The organism is Staphylococcus sp. URHA0057 (genome assembly GCF_000620265.1).
In the GTDB taxonomy this organism is placed as follows: Bacteria; Bacillota; Bacilli; order Staphylococcales; family Staphylococcaceae; genus Staphylococcus; species Staphylococcus pasteuri.
Window position 1 is genome coordinate 288,368 of sequence record NZ_KK211096.1, and the last position, 20,391, is coordinate 308,758.

Consider the following 20,391-nt stretch of genomic DNA (forward strand, 5'->3'; position numbering starts at 1 on the left):
AATCATGATCTATATGTATGAACCATTTGCACATACTATCACTAAAACAACTGTTAAGCATTTAAGTTATATTACTGGTATTCCAGAAATGACAATATACCAACAGAAACACAAAGGTCAGTTTAACTATAAACTAAATTGTTTCTTTACAGACAAACTACCACGTATAAAAAAGAAACAAGAAATCAATGAGCTTATAAAAGTAAGTGATGAAGTTTGGAAGTTCAATGAACATTATCAATTGTATGTAAGTAATCTAGGTAGATTTAAGACATTAGACGGACAATTTAAATTTGCTAATAACAACAAAGGTTCATTGAACATCATTTACAAAAATAAACATCATCGAGCTAGCGACATAGTATTTAAAACTTTTATTGCAGGTATTCAGAATGGTATGCACGCGTATCCTAAAAATAGAATTTACAACGACATCACCGCAGATAATTTATTTGCAACGTCATTCAAGAAATATAGATTGTACAGAATAAATAAAGGTTGTTCTAAAGCGGTATATCTAATCGATTCTAATAACAACATTGTTGAAGAGTATTCAAGCACTAGAGAGGCTAGTAAGCATATGAATTTAGATAGAACGAATGTATCAAGGAAATGTAATAGAAACCACGTTGAAGATGGATTAATGTTCATGTGGGTAACTGATTACAAAGAGGCAGCACAATGACAACTAACACATTAGAACTCTCATCAACGATCAACCAACGTTATAAATACGATACAGCAGGCAAGACACCAACTCAGATACAAAGTGAATTGCGTAAAAAAGGCGTACAAGGTTTTGTGGTTAAGGTGGCTGGAAGTAAAGTCACGATGAAAGTATTAGAAGAACACATTAAAAGTAATAGGGAGTGTATGAGATGAACATCAAAAAACAACTATACACATTTAAAGCAACATGTACCAATGTTGTTGACGGGGACACGTTAGACATTGATTTAGATTTAGGGTTTGAAACATTTGCTAAAAGGCGTGTCAGGTTACTCAATGTTGATACGCCAGAGAGAGGTCAAGAAAATTATAGTAAAGCTACTAACTTTACTAAGCAATGTGTAGAGAATAAGAAAATATATGTTCAGACGTATAAAGATGATGCTTTCGGCAGATATTTAGCCAATGTCTTTTATGATACAGGTGATGAGATACGTTCGTTGAATGATGATCTGCACATTAATCAATTAATTAAACCTAATTCGAAATGGAATGAATCAAAATAATCAATTCGGAGGACAACGATAATGACTAATCAATTAGTAAAAGCAGTAGAAGAGTGGAGTATCGATAAAGGACTTGATAAAGGTAATAGCTTTACACAGTATGCTAAATCAAGCGAAGAAATGGGTGAGGTTGCTGCTGCACTATGCAGAGACAACACAGACGCTCTCAGAGACGGTATAGGAGACGTTGTTGTTACTTTAGTGATTTTGGCCCAACAAAATAATATGACGTTACGGGAGTGTTTAGAACAAGCTTATGGAGAGATTAAAGACAGAACAGGAGTCATGTCAAAAGACGGGAGCTTCATCAAATCAGAAGACATCGAAAGATAAAGATATTCTGACTAAAATTCGGGAGGTGTTGGGGAAGTGAACGACTTATTCTTATTAGGTTTATTAGCGATAGGTGTATTCGCTGTGTTGTATGTATTAACAATTATTGTAGCTCTAGCGTTATATAACAAAAATAAAAAAGAGTATGAAGAATTCAGAGATAAAGTAAATAAAGAACGCCGTGAATTTGAAGCTATGGCTTATAAGAGAATGGAAGAACAACGTAAAGAAATGAATCAATCAAGAGTAATATCCCATGTTAATAAAGAATTAGATAAACATTTTAAGGAGTGAGTGGGAATGTATGGTATTAATTACAAAAGCTTTTAAGAAATAAAAGAACAAATATTATATAAAAAAGTAACTGCTTGGACCGATGAAACATTAACGCTAGATGATGGAACAGTAATTGAAATAGTTGAAAGTGAACAAGACTGCTGTGCACACGCTGGGGGAACATGGACGAATGTAAAGCTAGACGCAGTTATTACTAACGTGAAAATAGAAGACGAAATTACACGTCCTCAAATTGAGGATTATCCATATGAAGAAAGTGAAAGTCTTGCTACTGTAGTTCTGTATCATAATCAAAATCCGATTGCACAAGGTGAATGTTATGCGGATGCAGGTAATGGTGACTTTTATTACAGTGTTTGCTCATTAAAAATTAAAGACGTTCATTATCCAGTGGTTGAACATTAATGACACAATACCTAATCACAACATTCACAGATTCAACAGGACGTAAACACAACCACGTTACACAGTCGAGAGATAATCAAACATTTACGGTGGTTGAGGCAGAGAGTAAGGAAGAGGCGTTGAAAAAATATGAGGAGGCAGACAATGATTAAACATATTTTAAAATTACTATTCACATTAGCAATGTATGAGCTAGGTAAGTACGTTACTAATGCAGTAATTGAACATTACAGATATAGAGAAGATGAAGTTGATAAACCACCACAAGACTTTAACCAACATGATCATATCCATTTAAACGCTGAGGTGAGTAACTAATGTGGATAATCATATCAATCATACTTGCAGTTATTATATTATTCCTTGTTGGAAATAATGGTATGTTACGTAATGAAAACAACGGTTTGAGATACACTAACGTATACTTATTTACTCGTTTTGTTAAAGATAATGGTGAAGAAGGGATTAGAGAGTTACAAGAGGAAATGGAAAAGGTAGCTAACAAGTTTAATAAAAATTAATAATTTTTTAAAAAGTAGGGTAGCTCAATACCATGATTTGATATAAAATGAAAAACACTATACAAACAATCTGGAGATGTTTTAAATGTTAAAGACTACCATTAAAGTTAAAAATGAAAAAAGAGAGCTAACTAACTTGGAACTACAAAAGATGCAAGATAATGCTTTAGATCATGGTATTGTTAGTAACAGAATAAGGGATAATTGGACTGAAGAAGAAGTGTTTAACGTACCTAAAGGTATGAGCCGTACTCAATATGCTGAGTATAAATCTTTAAAAAATTTAGAAATTGCTAATAAAAATGATAAAAGTAACGACACACGAAATACTCTAAAGAAACCATGGCTATATAAAGTAAGACAATTACATGGGCGTTCAGAGTATGTACAAAGTCAAATGGATAACAATTCTTTTGTCAAACTGAAAAAGGATTGCTATGGAAGAATGCAAAGAGTTTAAAATTAATTATATATATATTTAAGGTAAAGGTACTAATTTACTCTAGTACCTTTATAATTTATACTATTATTAGTACCTGGTACTAAATGTAGGTAACGGAGGTAGTAGATGTATACACGTGACGAAGTAAGAAACATGATAGACAATTATAAGTGGATGCGTAATATTATTGAAGCACAGGTATATGATGCAGATAGTACATCTACTGCACAGTATGGTATAGAAGCAGTAATGCCTAAAGCTAAAGGTGGTACAGGTGATAAGGTATTAGTCAAAGTGTTAGATAGGAATAGAGATTATCGACGTAATGTAAAGCTACTCAACAAGCTACAGTTCATTGATAAGTACGAGGAATATGTAACAGATGATATGAACTATCACATACTACAATTGATTAAGATAGGTATCAAGCATAAGACTATCATGGAACTCATGGAGATAAAGAGCAAGTCTACATTCTATGGATGTGTTAATGAGATAGTCAATGTATACATGGATGCACAACAAGGTTACTATGATTAATCGAACCAATCGAACACATCGAACCATTCGAACTATGTGTGCACGAATGATATCAATAATATTATACTAGAGTCATACGATACGAATACAAGAGGCACATCACATAGTGGTGTGTCTTTCTTTGTTATATAAGAGGTTTAACTATGGAAGATTACAATGAATTCAAAGTACGTAAACAGTTCTACAATAGTAAATCTTGGGAAGATGTTAGACAACAAGTTTTAAAGCGCGATAACTATGAATGCAGTTGGTGTCGTGAGGAAGGTAGAGTAACGACAGATAAGCTTGAAATAGATCACATAGAAGAGTTACAGGATAGGCCGGATTTGAAATTGGAACCTGATAATTTAAGAACGTTGTGCCGAGCTTGTCACAACAAAAGACATCAACGATTTCAATATGGTGGAAATCAATTCAAACCAAAAGAAATTAAATGGAGAGATGAAAGATGGTAGAAGTGTGGAAGGATGTAGGCGAAACAAATTACCAAGTATCAAGTAAAGGTAACGTTCGTAACAAACATACCAATAGAATATTGGCACAATGGATACATGATGGTAGATATAAAAGAGTTTCTTTCAATGGAAAAGGGCATCGAGTTCACAGACTCGTTGCTCTTTATTTTATTGATAATCCACTAAATAAAGAAGAAGTTAATCATATTGATGGAAATAAATTTAACAACAATGTAGAAAACTTAGAGTGGGTTACAGGTGAAGAAAATAATAATCATGCTTTGAAGGAAAATATTAATTTCAGACCTTTATCAAAAGAAAAAGTTATTAATATTTACAACTATTATCGAAGTAATAAAAATATAAAAGAAGTTTGTAATCGATTTAATATTTCAAGAAGTACTTTATATCAAATAAGAACTAAAAGAACTTATAAAGATTATTTAGAACATGTATAATTACCGCCCCCCATTAAAACAAATGAACAAAATTTTATTTCAGGGAGAACGGCGTGAGGGCTCGATTTCGCAACTTTTTGAAAAAATTACACATATAACCTATACCCCCACCTCTACATGAAGAAAGGAGTGATTTTGTGAAAGTAAGTGACAATGATAAGAATGTAATTAAAGAGCGTAAGCGATTAGAAGAAATTTACAAAGATATTCCATCAGAAAAGTTGAAAGTTTTTGAAGGCTTAATTATACAAGCAGCAAGATTACGTGTCATGCTCGATTATATGTGGAAAGACATTCAAGAAAATGGCGAATACACCATGTTTCAACAATCACAGAACTTACCATCGTATGAACGCGAACGTCCAGTAGCACGTTTATACAACACACGTGACCAATCATACCAACGTGTGATTAAGCAACTTACTGACTTGTTACCCAAAGAAAATAAGGCAGTTGAAACAGATGAACCTGTTGATGATTATGTATGATCAGAAACAAATATGTTGATGAGTATATTCAACAATGGCGTGATGGAAAGATAGTCTTTAATCAAGAACGAATCGATTTAATTGAGTATCTTGAAAATGATGTACTCACTCTTTCAAATGTTCATTTTGAAGAAGAAAAAATAGAAAAGTGTATAAAGTTTATTGAAAAATGGTATTTTCCAACTCAACCATTTCAGCGTTTTATCATTGCTTTCTTATTCTTGATAGATGATGTTGAAAACACACCATACTTCACTGAATTTGCTTTGTTTATGGGACGAGGGGCAGGTAAGAATGGTTTCATCAGTGCAATAAGTGATTTTTTCACTACTCCTATACATGGTATTAAAAAATACGATATTTCAATAGTTGCGAACAGCGAAGAACAAGCAAAAACATCATTCAATGAGATATACGACGTTTTATTAGAAAATAAGCGCAATAAAACAGGAGAACGACCTAAAGCACCTTATGAAGTAAGTAAAACGGAAATTAAAAACCGTTCTACTGGTTCAATTATTAGATATAACACTTCTAATACTAAAACTAAAGATGGTGGTCGTGAAGGTTGTGTAATCTTTGATGAAATTGCTATTTATGAAACAGCGGATATGGTAAACGTCAAACGTGGTGGTTTAGGAAAAGTGCCGCATGACAGAACGTTTTACATTTCAACTGACGGTTTTGTCCGTGAAGGCTTTATGGATGACATGAAAGATAGAATCTTAGAAGTGTTGGAAGGCAAGAATACAGAAGATAGGATTTTCCCATTTTATTGTAAACTTGATGATCCTAAAGAAGTTGATGATGAAACGATGTGGGAAAAAGCTAACCCAATGCTACACCCACCATTAACAGGATATGCAAAGAATTTAAAAAGAAAAATTAAAGAAGAATATAATGTTTTGCATATCAATCGCTCAAATAAACCAGAATTCATGACAAAACGTATGAACTTACCTGAAGTCGATGAAGAAAAAGTTGTTGCGCCATGGGAAGAAATCAAAGCTACGAATAAACCTTTACCTAATCTCGAAAATAAAGCCTGCATTGGAGGTCTCGACTACGCGTTAGTTCGAGATTTTGCCAGTGTGGGCTTATTGTTTAGAGATAATGACGAGTATTACTGGTTAACACATTCGTTTATCAGACGTGAATTTTTAGAAACAACACATCTTGAGCCTCCGATTGAGCAATGGGCAGATGATGGTTTATTAACAATCGTTGATGATGACGTCATTGATATTTCATACATTGTTAATTGGTTTTTACAACAACAAAGTAAATACAATTTAACGAAAGTCATATCAGATAACTTCAGAACAGATATTGTTAGACGACCATTTGAAGAGGCAGGGATTCCATTAGAAGTGATTAAAAATCCAACTGCTATACATGGTTTGCTCGCACCTAGAATTGACACCATGTTTGCTAAGAAACAAATTACCTTTGGGGACAATCCATTGATGAGATGGTTCACAAACAATGTGGCAGTCAAAATGCAGCCAGATGGTAGTAAGAAATACATCAAAAAGATGAAGTTAGACGTAAAACTGATGGTTTCCATGCCATGTTACACGCACTTTATCGTGCAGATGAGATATTAGAGTATGATCAACCGTTTATCATGGCAGATATTAGCTTTTAGGAGGTGGGATTTTGAGTATATTCGACAGAATTATGGGCAGGAATGAAGCAATCGAATTTAGTTATGATTTTGAATTGTTACATGAGACGTCACACAAAGCTTACATAAAAAAGTGGGCATTAGATACGTGTATAAATCATATAGCTAGAACAATTAGTCAAACTAAATTTGAAATTATTGATAGTGAAAGTAAAGATACATCTTCGACAACGCACTATAAATTGAATGTTAGGCCAAATACTGATGAAAGTGCTGCAACATTTTGGCAAAAGGTAATACGAAAGTTGATTTATGATAATGAAGTGTTAATTGTTGTTACTGATTCAAAGGATTTAGTTATTGCAGATGACTTTGTGAGAGAGGAATACGCACTCTATGATGATATATTTGACCACGTCATAGTACGTGAGTTCGAGTTTGAACGTTCATTTAGAATGAGTGAAGTGATATACCTTGAATACAACAATGAAGCAATTACAAATATGTTATATGGCTTGTTTAATGATTATGGTGATATCTTTGGTCGAATGATTAAGTCTAATTTAATGAGTAACCAAATTAGAGCTACCTTAGGAATGGAGGCTAATACACCATTAACCAATGCAAGCAACGAGGACATGCAGAGATTTATTAATAATGCATATAAAGCATTTGAAAATAATGACATAGCTATTGTTCCAGTTCAAAAAGGTTATAAGTATGAAGAACATACATCTAGTAATACAAAAAACACATCACAAATCGATGATATGGCTAAAGTACCTAACCAGTTACTAAGTTATGTTGCTAGAAACTTAGGAATACCAGTTGGATTGATTAATGGAGATACGGCAGATATAGAAGCAATGACTGATAATTATATGAAGTTCTGTATCAAACCGATTATTGAAAAAATAACCGATGAATTGAATGCTAAATTGTTTAGCGAACGAGGATATAAAGAAGGTAAAAGAATTAAAGCTATAAGTATCGACCAAAAAGGACCACTTGAAGTGAGTGAAGCAGTAGACAAACTCATTGCAAGTGGTTCTTTCAATAGAGATGAAATTCGAGTGCTTACAGGTTTTGAGCCTATCGGAAGTGAAGATATGCAGAAGTTTATTATCACTAAAAACTATCAAACTGTAGATGAAGAATCTACAGGTAATGAAGGAGGTGATATAAATGGCGAATAACGAAATCGACATCTACGGATTGATTGATAGCGCAACAATTGAAGGTATGACAATTAGTCCACAATATGTGCGTGATCAATTAAAAGCTATGGGAGATGTTGATGAAGTCATTTTGAATATTAATAGTAATGGTGGCGATGTTTTCAGTGGTGTAACGATTTACAACATGTTAAAACGTTTTGATGCTCACATCACAGTTAATGTTGATGGCCTTGCTGCAAGTATTGCTTCTGTGATTGCAATGGCAGGCGACACCATTAATATGCCGGGTAACGCCATGTTAATGGTACATAATGCTTGGACGATTGGTGAAGGTGATTCAAGAAGTTTTAAAAAGCAAGCGGAAGATTTAGAACGCATTAACAGTGTTGTATTTAACAGTTATGTCGATAAAAACCCTGACATAGACCATGCGATTCTTCAAGACTATATGGATGAAGAAACATGGCTAACTGCTAAAGAGGCTAAAAAATTAGGTTTAATCGACAATATTACTGAGAACTCAAGAGTTGCAGCTGCAACCACATCAACAATCTTGGGAGGTGACAAATTCATGGCTAGATACCATAACGAAGATACTAATCAACAACCAAAAGAAACAAATGATATCACTGTTGAAGATGTAATGGACAAATTAGAAGAAATTTTAGCTGAAGTTAAAAAAGGTAATGACAAAGGTTCAGACGAACCGAATAAACAAACGGAAAGTAAACCTGCAGAAAACAGTTTTGCACGTTTATTCAATATGAATATTAAATAATAAAGGAGAATTTAATTATGGCAATTGACTTAGAAAATCGAGAAGAGTTTCAAAACTCTCAACAATTATTAAAAGAGTTTTCGAATATGAGTTCTAAAGCTTCTGATGAAGAAGTGAAAGAAAAATACACAGAATATATGAATGCTTATTCTGAAGAATTAGCAAACGCTATTCGTAAAGACATGAAACAAGAACAAGGTGACAACGCAGTATTAAATGCGCGTAATGTTAACCGTTTAACTAACGAAGAAAAGAAATTCTACAACGCATTAGTTTCAGAAGACCATGTAAATACTGATACTAACTGGAAAGATGGAGAATTATTACCTGAAACAGTTGTTGATCGTATCTTTGAAGATATTGAAACTGAACACCCATTATTGAAACATATCACAATTCAACGTACTGGATTACGTGCACGTGTGATTCGTTCAGTACCAGAAGGTCAAGTTGTTTGGGGTCCAGTGTTCTCAGAAATTAAAGGTCAATTAGAGGCTTCATTCTTTGAACAAGACGTTACATTAGGTAAAGCAACTGCATTTGTTGTAGTACCAAAAGATTTAAAAGATGCAGGTGTGCAATGGGTTGACCGTTATGTACGTGCACAAATCAAAGAAGCTTTCGCAGTAGCAATTGAAAAAACTGCTATTCAAGGTTTAGGTGCTGCTAAAAACCAACCAGTAGGATTAATGAATGAAATTAATCGTACAAACGGTGCGGTATCAGAAAAAACTTCTGCAGGAACATTAACATTAGCTGATGCAGAAACATCAATTAAAGAAATTGGTAACATTATCAAAAACTTATCAATTAAAGAATACTATGATAAAGACGGTAATGTTAAACGTTCTAAAGGTGCTAGCGTATTAAATAACGTTGTTATTGCGTTAAACCCTGCAGACTATATCTACACTGGTATTGCATTCATGCAATTACACAATGGCCAATTTGTAAGTCCGGTACCATTTAACGTGACGTTCGAGCAATCTGAATTTGTACCTCAAGGTAAAGCAGTAGCATTCGATAAAACACGTTATAACTTCTATGCTGGTAGTGAAGTAATCGTTCGTGAGTTCGACCAAACATTAGCATTAGAAGATATGGACTTGTATACGGCGAAACAGTTCTTATATGCAGAACCCGATGATAACAAAACTTCATTTGTATATGATGTTGATTTCAGTTCATTCGGCGCGCCTACATCAACTGACGCTGCAGCAACTGAGCCGACAGCATAGGAGGTGTATATAATGGCCAATTATAAAGTGTTAAAAAACTACAACGATAAGCAATTAGCAAAGTCTCTTAAAGCAGGAGACAAAGTAGAAATGACAGTGAAACGTGCAGATAAAGTTGAAAAAACTTTGTCTGCGAATGGTTTTAAAGGACCTTTCTTAGAACGAGTTAGAGAATCGAAGTGATTTAAATGATTACTGATACGCATGTGGAAGAATTCAAAAATCGTAATAGAATTTTTTATGATATCGAAGATGATCGTATTAAAAACGATTTAGGGATGTCTTATGAAGATATTAAAGCAAAATGTGGGGACTTCGATATGGAACAATCCTCATTAGGTCGTGAATTAGTTTATGAACGTACAAGATATGTATTCAACGATAAACTAGAGGAATTCCACAATAATTTTTTATCTAGTATTGTTCAATTCCAAATCATGAACATGGAGGTGTCAGATGATGGCACTACAACGTAATGAATTTGTGACTGGTGGCGACATGAGAACGCCAGTTGCATTTTATAAAGCAACACCGACAGACGACTTCTTTCCTGGTGAAACTGTGGAAGAGGTCGTTTTTAAGTGTTTTGCTAATGTTTATCAACCATCACAGAAAGATTTGGACATGACGAACAATCAAGCTAGTTTAACTATGGTTACGTATCATCCTATTAATATAGAAATTACTGATGATATGTATTTTGAAATTCAACTACCTCAATATAGGAATAAAAAATACAATATTCAACAAGTCTTTGATGATACAGATAACCATAGGAACATTAAGATTATTGGGAAGATTTCAGAATGAGCGTAGACGTTAAAGGTGTTCACCAAATGCTTAGGCAGATTGGCGAAAAGTACGGAGAAGCCCAAATGCTTAAAGCTCAAGATAAAGCATTGAACAAAGGCTCTAAATACTTTGTAAGTGTGTTGAAAGCGAATTTTGAAGTGTTCCGTGATACAGGAGCAAGTATTCATGAAGTTTCAGTTACTGACCCTTATTATGTTCACGGGAAAACAAGAATGGTTAAAGTTCACTGGCATGGTTCAATGAACCGCTATGCGATTATACATTTAAACGAATGGGGAACAATTAAAAACCCAAACCCAAGAGGTAAAGGTGCAATTGCTAGAACAATGTTTATGACTGAACGACCATTCAGAGAAATTATAAAGCAATCATTGGAAGGAGACTTGTAAATGTTTGATATGTTGAAAACTTTAAAAAAATATCTATTGAACAACGTAACAATTGCTCAACATTGTACAGGTCGAATTCGAGCTTACACATATGACGAGACGGCAGATAGGTCGAATCATTATATATTGATTGACCCTCTTGTCTCCCCACAACCCGAAACCTACGCAAGTGATACTAATTTAACAACCGAATATCTATATCAAATTGATGTTCGTGGTCCTAATTATGATGTGGTTAAACTTCTACAAGAAGAGATCCGTCAAACCTTATGGTCAATAGGATTTAAACAAGTGGATGGAACTGATGAATATGACACAGATTTAAAACTGTATATGGATGCACGACGCTACCGTGGAAATCCTTATACGATAGATGGTTTAAGACATATAGATAAAAATATTTAATTGATTAGCCTTTCGTGAGAAACGAAGGGCTATTTTAATGCAAAAATTTAAGGAGGATATTTAAATGGGTAGATATAATGCCGCTACAGGTTTAGGAAAAATGTACTATGCAGTATTACAAGAAGAAAGTGATGGAACAGTTAAAACTTCAGGTATTAAAGAAGTTGATTATGTTCAAGAGCTTTCTATTGAATTTGGTGAAGAATTAGAAAAAGCTTATGGTTCTAACAAGGTTGCTGAAATTGCAAAATCAGCAGGTGAAACACAATTATCTTTAACTTTCCATAAGTTACCAATTGATGTTCAAAAAGACTTATTAGGATTAATTGAACACGAAACAAATAAATCAGTTTATGGCTTTGGTAAATCAACTGGTATTACTTATACAGCCGTAGCTATCCCACGTACAATGGAAGATGGCTCTCAAGAGTGGTTTGGATTATCAAAAGGTGTATTCACACGACCAAACAAAGAAGGACAAACTAAATAAGATGGTGTTGAATTCGGTTCAGATGAAATCGAAGGTCAATTCATGGAACGTAAAGTTGATGGATTCGATGAAGAGTTAGCAGTGGTTATGGCTTACGATGACCAAGGCAAAACTGAAGGTCGTGACACGATTTTCAATTCAATCTTCGGTAAAACGTTTGATACGGTTCAAACAACAGCTGAACCTTTAAGTACATCAACATCTTCTGATAGTACTGCAAGTGAATCTACTACAGATGCAGAAGCAACTGAACCAACAGCATAATTGATTTATAGACGACTTCTGTCGTCTATTTTTGTATACAAAAATAAAAACTAATTATTCGGTCTAAAAGAAAACCCGATGAAAAGGAGAATATAAATTATGGCAGTTAAAAAATTTATTGAATTATATGATGAAAATGGAGAAGTAAAAAAATATCATGCACCTGCTTTTATTAAAGGTAGTGTTGCACGTAAAGGTTTCAATTTAGGTAAGGAATTCCAAAAATTAGAACAAGATGGCGGCGAATTTGACGATAACTTACTAGACAAATTATATAGCTTTATCGCAAATGATTTATATGATGGTCAATTCACTGCAGAAGAGTTTGAAGATGGGATTGATGCTCGTGAAGTTATCACGGTTGCAATGGAACAATTAGGCGGTATCTTAGGTGACGAGGGAAAGACAACGAAATAGACGACTCTCGTTTAAAGCCCGAAGATTTCACTTATGAAAAACAATCAGAATATCTTGATACGCTGTATAAAGAGTTGATGGAAAATGGTTGGAAAATGCCTGAGATTGACAACACAGATATTTATCAGTTACTTCGCATTATGAATAATAAGAAGAAATCTAAAACGAAGAAAGTTGGTAAGAACGAGAGCCTAATTGGAGCTATAACAGGTAAAGACCCTAGAGCTTCAAGCTAGGCTCTCTTTTTTTATTTCTAAAGAAAGGAGAGTGAGTTGAATGGCAGATGAAATTAAAGGTTTTACGATTGATTTAGGCCTAGATACATCAGATATTGATCGCGGTATGGCCAATTTAAAGCGTAAGTTACAAACTACTGATGCAGAAATGAAAAAGAACCTTTCAAGTTTCGATAAAGCCGAAAAATCAGTAGAAAAATACGAAACTGAAATTGAAGGACTTAACAAAACACTTACTCAACAAGGTAGAGCGAGTGAACAATCACAGAAGAAGTTAGATCAGTTAAGACGTGCACAAGAAACCATGTCAGATAAGCTTGAAGAATCAGCACGTAACGCTCAAAAAGCTAAAAAAAGTTATGAGACCTTAGCTGATTCTTATGACAAGTTGAACAATGAGTTGAAAGAACATAAAGCAAATGTTCAGTCTGCTCAAGTATCACAGAAAGAAATGCAAAATACTGTTACAGCATTAAGTGCCAAAATGAAAAATGCTAAAAGCTCTGTCGACAATTTGCAAAATGAATTCAATGAATTAAGTAAGTCAGGTAAAGCAAGCAAACAAGAGCTAACGGCATTAGGCAATCAGTTAACTAAAGCTAAAACACAATATGTAAGTCTTTCAAAATCTGTAGATAGTGCTAAACGTGATTTAAATGAGTCTAAAATAGCAACGGCCAACGCTAAGAATGAATTACAAAATTTTAGTAAAGCAAATCAACAAGCGATGGCAAGTGCAAAATCTGCAATGGATACGGCTAAGAAAGAAGCAAACGCAGCAGAACAATCTTATGCTAGTTTAAATCGTGAAGTTGGTCAACTACCCGCGAAATTAGACAGAGCTGAAAAAGAAGTTTATCAACAAGCATTGGCTTACAACGTTCTACAAAATAGAATAGATGAAACAACATCAGAAATGCGAGAATTTCATAGAGAACAAACAAAGTTCTTTGGCATGGGACCTGCATTAACAGCTATGGGTCAACGTTGGGAAGAAGTCAACGCTAAAATAAATAAAATAGGTAATAGCTTTAGAAACGTCGGTTATGTTGTGAATGGTATAGGCTTTGGTGGTTTAATATCAAATATTAGTACCATCATTCCAATAGCGGGAAGTGCTGTAAGTGCGTTGTCTGGTATTGGTGGCGCTGCAACTGCTGCTGCAGGTGGTGCTATTGGGCTTGGTGGTGCTTATGGTGTTGCGCTAGGTGCAATAACTGCATTTAGTGGCCAAGCTACAACTGCGTTGAAAATGCTTGAAGATGGTGAACTGAGAGCAACTGCAGAAGTTAGAAATTACCAGTTAGTTTTAAGTAGTTTGCAAAATCAATGGAAAGGTTTAGTACAAGCTAATCAAGCAGATATCTTTAATACTATGGCTAATGGTATTAATATCGCTAAGATTGCGTTAACTAGACTTACACCATTCATTTCAAAAACAACAAGTCAAATAGCTCAAGCATCTGCTAGAATGCGTGATTGGGTTAACTCATCTAATAATGCATACAATGCATTCAAACTCATTAATAATATAGGTCCGCCGATATTCCAAAACTTATTAAATGCAGCAATGAAAGTGGGAGACGGTATCACCCACATGTTTACACAGTTTGGACCATTATTTACATGGACAGGTAAAGGTATTGAAAGTCTAGCTAATAAATTTAATGCTTGGGCAAATAGCACAAGTACAGATAAAGGTATAGCTCAATTCATTCAATACACTAAAACGAACTTGCCAATTGTTGGTCAAATTTTTGGTAATGTGTTTAGTGGGATTATCAGTTTATTTAGTGCTTTTAGTGGTCATTCACATAATGTGCTAGTAGGCATGCAAGGTGTGACACAATCGTTTAAAGATTGGGCGGCGAACTTAAAAAACACAGAAGGTTTTAAAAACTTCTTAAAATACTTAGAGTCGAATGGTCCAGTTGTTTGGCAATTACTTAAAAATATTGGATCTATTATTGTAGGATTAATTAAAGGTATGGCACCAGTTGGCGCAGTAATGTTAAGAATAACTACTGCATTGACAGGGTTTATCGCTAAAGGTGCTACGGCTAACAATACAATGGGACTAATGACAGGTGTCTTAACAGCCGTCGGTGGTGCATTAGCTGCAATTCTACCAATGTGGGGAGTATATAGAACAGTAGTTGGTGGCGCCTCGTTGGTAACAGGTGCATATAATGCTATAGTAAATGTAACTAAAACTTCGATGGCTATTTGGACAGGTGTTACACGAGCTCTTGCATTAGCACAAATATTAAATGCTAGAAACACTTCATTAGCAACCATAATGACAGGTAAATATTCTATTGCTACAAAAATGGCAGCGTTAACTACTCGAGGTTTGGGTCTAGCTATTAGGTTTATGACAGGTCCAATCGGTATAGTTATTACTGCTATTAGTGCTTTAGTCGCAGGTATTATATATCTATGGAAAAACAATGAAACTTTTCGTAATTTCGTTATCTCTGCTTGGAATGCCATAAAAAACACTGCTATATCTGTGTTTGGATTCCTTAAACCTTACATCATCGGTGTTTGGAATGGTATAAAAACGGCATCAATGGTTATATGGGGATTAATGAAAACAGCAGCCACATTAGCATGGAATGCTATTAAGATGTCCGTACTACATCCAATTCAATCATTAAAACTAGTTATCACTACAGTATGGAACGCGATTAAAATAGGTGCAGTGCTTGCATGGACTGACATCAAGACTGCGGTTATGTTAATAATTCAAGGTTGGCTTACTGCCGTTAAAATTTACTTCGGTATGTGGAAGACAGTCATCACTGCAGTGTGGAATGGTATTAAGTATGTATCAATTGCGATTTGGAATGTCATAAAAAACGGTGTGATGGCGATAATTCGAGTTTGGTTTACTATGATGAAAGCGTCCTTTGCCATGTGGAAAGCCGTAATTACTGCGGTATGGAATGCAATTAAAACTGTTTCAATAGCGATATGGAACTCTATTAAGAATAGTGTATTAGCTATCATTCGTGCTTTTATTGCAGGAGCAAAAGCCATTATTGGCGGTTTAAAGGCATTTGTTACAAGCGCTTGGAATGTCATTAAAAGTGTCTCAATTCGAATATGGAATGCTATAAAAAACAGTGTGATTGGAGCAATTCGTGCACTTTCAAATAGCGTTCGTAAAATCATTAGCGCTTTAAGAAGTTGGATTATAGCAGCGTGGAATTACATTAAGAATAAAGTCGTTGCATTAGCAAAAGCTTTAGGTGCAGGTGTAAAAAGAGCTTTCACAAGTTTATCAGGTATAGTTAAAAAGATATTTACTGGTATTCGAAACTTTACAGTCAAAGTATGGACTTATATTAAGAATAAGGTTATTGCTTTAGCTAAAGGCCTTTATAATGGTGTAAAACGTGCGTTTACAGGTACATGGAACTTTGTGAAACGTGTATTTAATAATATTAAAAATTTCTCTGTTAAAGTATGGAGTTATATTAAAAACAAAGTGGTTAGTTTTGCTAAAAGTTTATATAACGGTGTCAAACGTAACTTTACATCAACTTGGAATATCACTAAATCAATCTTTGGTAAACTACGTGGTTGGCTTACTAAGACTTGGAAAAACATCAAAAATTCTGTGGTGAATTACGCTAAAAATCTTTGGAGTGGCGTAAAAAATACATGGAACCGTTTAAAAAGTGGTACAAGTAGCACGTTCAGTAGAGTGAAAAGTGATACGATTTCTAAATGGAAAGGTATAAAAAATTCTGTAACTGGTCTTGCAAAAAGTTTATGGAGCAGTGTTAGAAATACATTTAGAAATATGGCCAGTGGATTAAAAACATTGATTGGTAGAATCAAAGGTCATATCGGTGGTATGGTCAGTGGAGTTAAAGGCGGATTAAATAAATTAATCAAAGGTGTTAACTGGGTAGCCGGTAAATTGAGTATGGATAAATTACCTTATATCAAGTTACACACTGGTACGACTTCAACTCATACACAAAATGTTGTAACTAACGGGAAAATAAACAGAGATACTCTTGCTACTGTTGGAGACAAAGGACGTGGAAATGGTCCAGGTGGTTTCCGTCATGAAATGATTCGTTATCCTAATGGAAAAACTGCAATCACACCTAATCGAGATACTACAGCTTATTTACCTAAAGGTAGTTCAGTATTAAATGGTAAACAGACACACTCTATATTAAAAAATAATCCTCAATTCTCAACTGGAACATTACCGCGTTTTGCAAATGGTACAGGTTTCAATTTGCTTGGTGGAGGTAAGAAACCTAAAAAACACAAGCACGGAGAAAATGTAGTTGGTGATGTTATAGGGAATGCTAAAAAAACTGCAGGTAACGTTGGTAAACAAGCCAGTGCTATCACAGGTAAGGTTGTTAAAAGCGGGAAAGCTATTGTAGATAAAACACTTGAAACTGCAGGTAAAGGTAAAGACTGGCTTAAAAAATCTGTTGGTGATGTGTTGGACTACATTGAACATCCTAAAAAATTACTTGATAAAGTGCTTCAAGGTTTTGGTATTAGTAAGGATAGTTTCGGTATAAGTAAGGCCGCTGAATTACCATACAATATGATGACCGGTATGTTTAAAAAACTTAAAGAAGCTGCTACTAAAAAAATTGGCGAATGGCTAGAAGATAGTGGTGGAGGAGACGGTGGTTACATTGACTTATCCAAAGGTATCAACTTTGGATTTGCAAGAACTGCTGCTGAAGCTGCAAGAGCAGGTTACCCATTCCCTCGACCGCATCATGGTTTAGATATTAACTATAAACATGACAAAGTCTACTCAACGATGTCAGGTACTGCTCGAGCTTTCAAAGGCTGGAGTGGTGGTTTTGGTAACCATATGGAAGTAACCAACGGTAATGTTAAGTCTATCTATGGTCACTTGCACAAACTAGCATTTACAGGTACTAAAAAAGTACATCCAGGAACCTACTTAGGTATATCAGGTGGTAGTCCTGCAGAAGACGGACAAGGTGCAGGGAGCTCTACTGGACTTCATTTACACTATGAAATGCAGTGGGGTGGAGTAGCAAAAGACCCTACAAGTTGGTTGAAAAAACATAATGGTGGCGGCGGTGGAGGTCAAAATAAGGCTGCTTCCAAATGGAGAGGTGATATTCGACGTGCCGCTAAACGCATGAAAGTAAATCTTTCAGGAAGAGAATTGAATGGTATCATCACTCAAATTCAACGTGAGTCAAATGGTAATGCAGGTGTTACTCAAGGTAATATTGGTGATATAAACAACTTACGTGGTACACCTGCACAAGGATTACTTCAATATGTGCCTAGTACATTCAGAAGTTATGCAGTAAGAGGTCATAAAAATATTAAAAATGGTTACGATCAATTATTAGCATTCTTCAATAACTCAAATTGGCGTAGAGATTTACCTTACGGACGTTCAGGTTGGGGGCCTAGTGGACATCGTAGATTTGCTACAGGAGGCTTAATCAAAAATGCAGGTTGGTATAACATCGCAGAAGGTGGATACCCTGAATGGGTAATACCAACTGATCCAAACCGTCGCACAGACGCTATGAAATTACTAGCGCTTGCTGCAAAAGATATTCAAGGCTCTAATTCAAAAGGGAACAAACGTCCTAGCGCATTTAGTGGTAAAACTGTATCAAGTAATACCAATGATACTGAATTGTTGCTTAAAATGATTGAGGGACAACAACAACAGATTTCAGTGCTTATGGAATTAGCACGAAGTAACCAAGCTATTGCTGAAAAAGATTTCAACCCTTCAATTGATCAATATGCACATGAAAGACAAGTGTTTAATAGCATAGAAAAATACGAAAGGCAGAAATCAAGAAAAGCAAATTTTAAACCAATGGGAGGTTAGATAATGCTTGATACAATAAAAGTAAATGATAAAACACTTCCATGGTTGATTGTTGAAAGAGGGTTTGAAATACCCTCTTTTAATTTTGCTATTGAAAGTGAAGAAATAGCTGGGAGACCAGGAAGCATTGTAAAAAGTAGAAATTTAAAAGAATATCGTTTTGAATTGCCACTCATTATTCGTAATGATTACATTTCACATGGTGGTATGAAAAATATTAAGGATATAACAAATGAAGTAGTAAGATTTTTAAACTATGATGAGCCAGTCAAATTACAATTTACGTCTCAAGATTGGTATTGGAATGCATATATTGAAGGACCTATTGAATTAAACAAAGACCGTATCGGCTTTTGGTCATTTAAAATAAACGTTGTATTAGCAGACCCATACAAATACGCAGTCGAAGGTACAAAAAACACGGCTATTTCAGACCAAGTTAGTGTGGTTAGTACAGGTACGGCAGATAGTCCAGTTATCGTACAAGCAACAGCACTAAAAAATGCTAGTTACTATATGATCACTAAAAATGATGAAGATTACTTCATGATTGGCGATGATGATTTAGATAAACCAGTAGAGGACTACACCCCAACGCTTTGGGATAATGAAATGCGTAATTTTACAGGTTGGACGAAACAGACAGCAGGTACAAATATAGACGGGTACACTGGAGGCACAACGGGTGGAGGTATGGAGCTTGCTAGTTCTAAAGATTCATTTGTATTGAAACAAGATACAATCACTGCCACATCAGGTTGGAACGGTGCAGAGTATAAACATAGTTTTGGTAAGTCGGCACAAGATTTTGTATCCACAATTAAACTACACTTGAATCAAAAGAAAAAAGGTTCAACACATTGTGCACAATACCTTTATGATACAGATAATCGCTTAATTGCAAGCATAGGATATCGAAATACTCGTTCTAGTCAAGCGATTGGTAGCATTGTAATTACGCTATTCGACCAATTAGGTGTACAAAAGAAAATTTATGAATATGGTAATTTACCAATGTTCTATAAATGGGATGATTTAGTATTGTATATTCGTTTAGAACGTTCAGGTACAACATTTAAAATCAAAACTTGGAAATATAAAGAAGTCGAGTATCCTAAACGTGTCATTCCAGTCGATGTGCATGAGAAACAATGGGAAGACAGTGGTAAGTTTTACCAACGTCCTATTGCAGCAGTTAGCATTTACACTGCAAAGAATGGTACGAATTACCACATGCCAACATACATTTTAGGTAGCTATACACATGAGAAGTTACCTAGACCACCTAAAGCTCGGGATATGATTATTAAAAAAGGTGATGTGATTAACATCAATATGCAAGATAAGACAGTAACGATTAATGAAGATCCGTCACTTGATTTAAAAACATTTGGTAGTGACTTCTTTAATATTAATAGTGGCTATAATGAATGTTTAATTTATCCAGAAAAAACATTTGACACTACCGTTTATTGGCAAGATAGATATTTATAAGGAGGTGACG

At 34.8% G+C, this 20,391-nt stretch carries 28 protein-coding genes and 1 pseudogene; all 29 read left to right on the top strand.

The genetic code is table 11. The annotated features are described in order from the left end of the window. Positions 1-4 precede the first annotated feature (4 nt). The 29 genes and pseudogenes from N524_RS0110950 to N524_RS0111085 all read left to right on the top strand — a co-directional run bounded on the left by N524_RS0110950 (position 5) and on the right by N524_RS0111085 (position 20,381). The gene (locus N524_RS0110950) at positions 5-685 is read left to right on the top strand and encodes a hypothetical protein (protein ID WP_029056515.1); all 681 of its coding nucleotides are present in this window, start codon (positions 5-7) and stop codon (positions 683-685) included. Further along, positions 682-882 carry a hypothetical protein gene (locus tag N524_RS0110955; protein WP_017636911.1) on the top strand — a complete coding sequence of 67 codons (201 nt, stop codon included), beginning with the start codon at positions 682-684 and terminating at the stop codon, positions 880-882. The genes N524_RS0110950 and N524_RS0110955 overlap by 4 nt, the downstream gene beginning before the upstream one ends. After that, complete coding sequence (locus N524_RS0110960) at positions 879-1,235, top strand: thermonuclease family protein (protein WP_017636910.1); 357 nt, start codon at positions 879-881, stop codon at positions 1,233-1,235. The genes N524_RS0110955 and N524_RS0110960 overlap by 4 nt, the downstream gene beginning before the upstream one ends. Before the next feature lie 21 nt (positions 1,236-1,256). Continuing rightward, positions 1,257-1,568, top strand: coding sequence for a MazG-like family protein (locus N524_RS0110965; RefSeq protein WP_029056516.1), 312 nt, complete (start codon positions 1,257-1,259; stop codon positions 1,566-1,568). A gap of 36 nt (positions 1,569-1,604) precedes the next feature. Next, complete coding sequence (locus N524_RS0110970) at positions 1,605-1,862, top strand: hypothetical protein (protein WP_017636908.1); 258 nt, start codon at positions 1,605-1,607, stop codon at positions 1,860-1,862. Positions 1,863-1,913: 51 nt separating this feature from the next. Then, positions 1,914-2,270, top strand: coding sequence for a DUF7448 domain-containing protein (locus tag N524_RS13905; RefSeq protein WP_422066964.1), 357 nt, complete (start codon positions 1,914-1,916; stop codon positions 2,268-2,270). Then, complete coding sequence (locus tag N524_RS13285) at positions 2,270-2,422, top strand: DUF1381 domain-containing protein (RefSeq protein ID WP_017636906.1); 153 nt, start codon at positions 2,270-2,272, stop codon at positions 2,420-2,422. Before N524_RS13905 ends, N524_RS13285 begins: the two co-directional genes overlap by 1 nt. Continuing rightward, the gene (gene rinB, locus N524_RS13505; RefSeq protein WP_017636905.1) at positions 2,415-2,588 is read left to right on the top strand and encodes a transcriptional activator RinB; all 174 of its coding nucleotides are present in this window, start codon (positions 2,415-2,417) and stop codon (positions 2,586-2,588) included. Before N524_RS13285 ends, rinB begins: the two co-directional genes overlap by 8 nt. Beyond that, the gene (locus N524_RS0110990; protein ID WP_017636904.1) at positions 2,588-2,791 is read left to right on the top strand and encodes a DUF1514 family protein; all 204 of its coding nucleotides are present in this window, start codon (positions 2,588-2,590) and stop codon (positions 2,789-2,791) included. The genes rinB and N524_RS0110990 overlap by 1 nt, the downstream gene beginning before the upstream one ends. A gap of 85 nt (positions 2,792-2,876) precedes the next feature. Then, a complete protein-coding gene (locus N524_RS0110995; RefSeq protein WP_017636903.1) occupies positions 2,877-3,251 on the top strand; it encodes an SA1788 family PVL leukocidin-associated protein in 375 nt (124 codons plus the stop codon). Positions 3,252-3,359: 108 nt separating this feature from the next. Then, entirely contained in the window at positions 3,360-3,773 is a 414-nt protein-coding gene (locus N524_RS0111000; protein WP_029056517.1) for a hypothetical protein, read from the top strand. A 143-nt stretch (positions 3,774-3,916) separates the two neighbouring features. Next, entirely contained in the window at positions 3,917-4,228 is a 312-nt protein-coding gene (locus N524_RS0111005; protein ID WP_029056518.1) for an HNH endonuclease, read from the top strand. Further along, positions 4,222-4,686, top strand: coding sequence for an NUMOD4 domain-containing protein (locus N524_RS0111010; protein WP_029056519.1), 465 nt, complete (start codon positions 4,222-4,224; stop codon positions 4,684-4,686). The genes N524_RS0111005 and N524_RS0111010 overlap by 7 nt, the downstream gene beginning before the upstream one ends. Before the next feature lie 137 nt (positions 4,687-4,823). After that, complete coding sequence (locus N524_RS0111015; protein WP_029056520.1) at positions 4,824-5,174, top strand: hypothetical protein; 351 nt, start codon at positions 4,824-4,826, stop codon at positions 5,172-5,174. After that, positions 5,171-6,822, top strand: a pseudogene (locus tag N524_RS12915) (terminase TerL endonuclease subunit). The gene N524_RS0111015 and the pseudogene N524_RS12915 overlap by 4 nt, the downstream one beginning before the upstream one ends. An 11-nt stretch (positions 6,823-6,833) precedes the next feature. Next, positions 6,834-7,997: a phage portal protein gene (locus tag N524_RS0111025; protein ID WP_029056521.1), complete on the top strand. Its 1,164-nt coding sequence runs from the start codon at positions 6,834-6,836 to the stop codon at positions 7,995-7,997. After that, positions 7,987-8,757, top strand: a complete 771-nt coding sequence (locus N524_RS0111030) for a head maturation protease, ClpP-related (protein WP_029056522.1) — start codon at positions 7,987-7,989, stop codon at positions 8,755-8,757. The genes N524_RS0111025 and N524_RS0111030 overlap by 11 nt, the downstream gene beginning before the upstream one ends. 17 nt (positions 8,758-8,774) lie before the next feature. Further along, a complete protein-coding gene (locus N524_RS0111035) occupies positions 8,775-9,995 on the top strand; it encodes a phage major capsid protein (protein ID WP_029056523.1) in 1,221 nt (406 codons plus the stop codon). A gap of 12 nt (positions 9,996-10,007) precedes the next feature. Continuing rightward, positions 10,008-10,178, top strand: a complete 171-nt coding sequence (locus N524_RS13610; RefSeq protein WP_183998740.1) for a hypothetical protein — start codon at positions 10,008-10,010, stop codon at positions 10,176-10,178. Positions 10,179-10,183: 5 nt separating this feature from the next. Further along, positions 10,184-10,471 carry a hypothetical protein gene (locus tag N524_RS0111045; protein WP_002452336.1) on the top strand — a complete coding sequence of 96 codons (288 nt, stop codon included), beginning with the start codon at positions 10,184-10,186 and terminating at the stop codon, positions 10,469-10,471. Further along, positions 10,455-10,805 carry a hypothetical protein gene (locus N524_RS0111050; protein ID WP_029056524.1) on the top strand — a complete coding sequence of 117 codons (351 nt, stop codon included), beginning with the start codon at positions 10,455-10,457 and terminating at the stop codon, positions 10,803-10,805. Before N524_RS0111045 ends, N524_RS0111050 begins: the two co-directional genes overlap by 17 nt. Beyond that, the gene (locus N524_RS0111055; protein ID WP_029056525.1) at positions 10,802-11,197 is read left to right on the top strand and encodes a hypothetical protein; all 396 of its coding nucleotides are present in this window, start codon (positions 10,802-10,804) and stop codon (positions 11,195-11,197) included. Before N524_RS0111050 ends, N524_RS0111055 begins: the two co-directional genes overlap by 4 nt. Then, positions 11,198-11,602, top strand: coding sequence for a hypothetical protein (locus tag N524_RS0111060; protein ID WP_029056526.1), 405 nt, complete (start codon positions 11,198-11,200; stop codon positions 11,600-11,602). A 64-nt stretch (positions 11,603-11,666) separates the two neighbouring features. Then, the gene (locus N524_RS13755) at positions 11,667-12,092 is read left to right on the top strand and encodes a major tail protein (protein ID WP_231460228.1); all 426 of its coding nucleotides are present in this window, start codon (positions 11,667-11,669) and stop codon (positions 12,090-12,092) included. A 42-nt stretch (positions 12,093-12,134) separates the two neighbouring features. Then, the gene (locus tag N524_RS13760) at positions 12,135-12,356 is read left to right on the top strand and encodes a hypothetical protein (protein WP_231460241.1); all 222 of its coding nucleotides are present in this window, start codon (positions 12,135-12,137) and stop codon (positions 12,354-12,356) included. Positions 12,357-12,455: 99 nt separating this feature from the next. After that, entirely contained in the window at positions 12,456-12,773 is a 318-nt protein-coding gene (gene gpG, locus N524_RS0111070) for a phage tail assembly chaperone G (RefSeq protein ID WP_029056527.1), read from the top strand. Then, positions 12,770-13,009 carry a UPF0158 family protein gene (locus N524_RS13510; protein WP_201454198.1) on the top strand — a complete coding sequence of 80 codons (240 nt, stop codon included), beginning with the start codon at positions 12,770-12,772 and terminating at the stop codon, positions 13,007-13,009. Before gpG ends, N524_RS13510 begins: the two co-directional genes overlap by 4 nt. A 40-nt stretch (positions 13,010-13,049) precedes the next feature. Beyond that, positions 13,050-18,887 (top strand): peptidoglycan DD-metalloendopeptidase family protein, encoded by a 5,838-nt coding sequence (locus N524_RS0111080; RefSeq protein WP_029056528.1) that lies wholly within the window; start codon positions 13,050-13,052, stop codon positions 18,885-18,887. A 3-nt stretch (positions 18,888-18,890) separates the two neighbouring features. Then, positions 18,891-20,381, top strand: coding sequence for a phage distal tail protein (locus N524_RS0111085; RefSeq protein WP_029056529.1), 1,491 nt, complete (start codon positions 18,891-18,893; stop codon positions 20,379-20,381). The last annotated feature ends 10 nt before the right edge of the window (positions 20,382-20,391 follow it).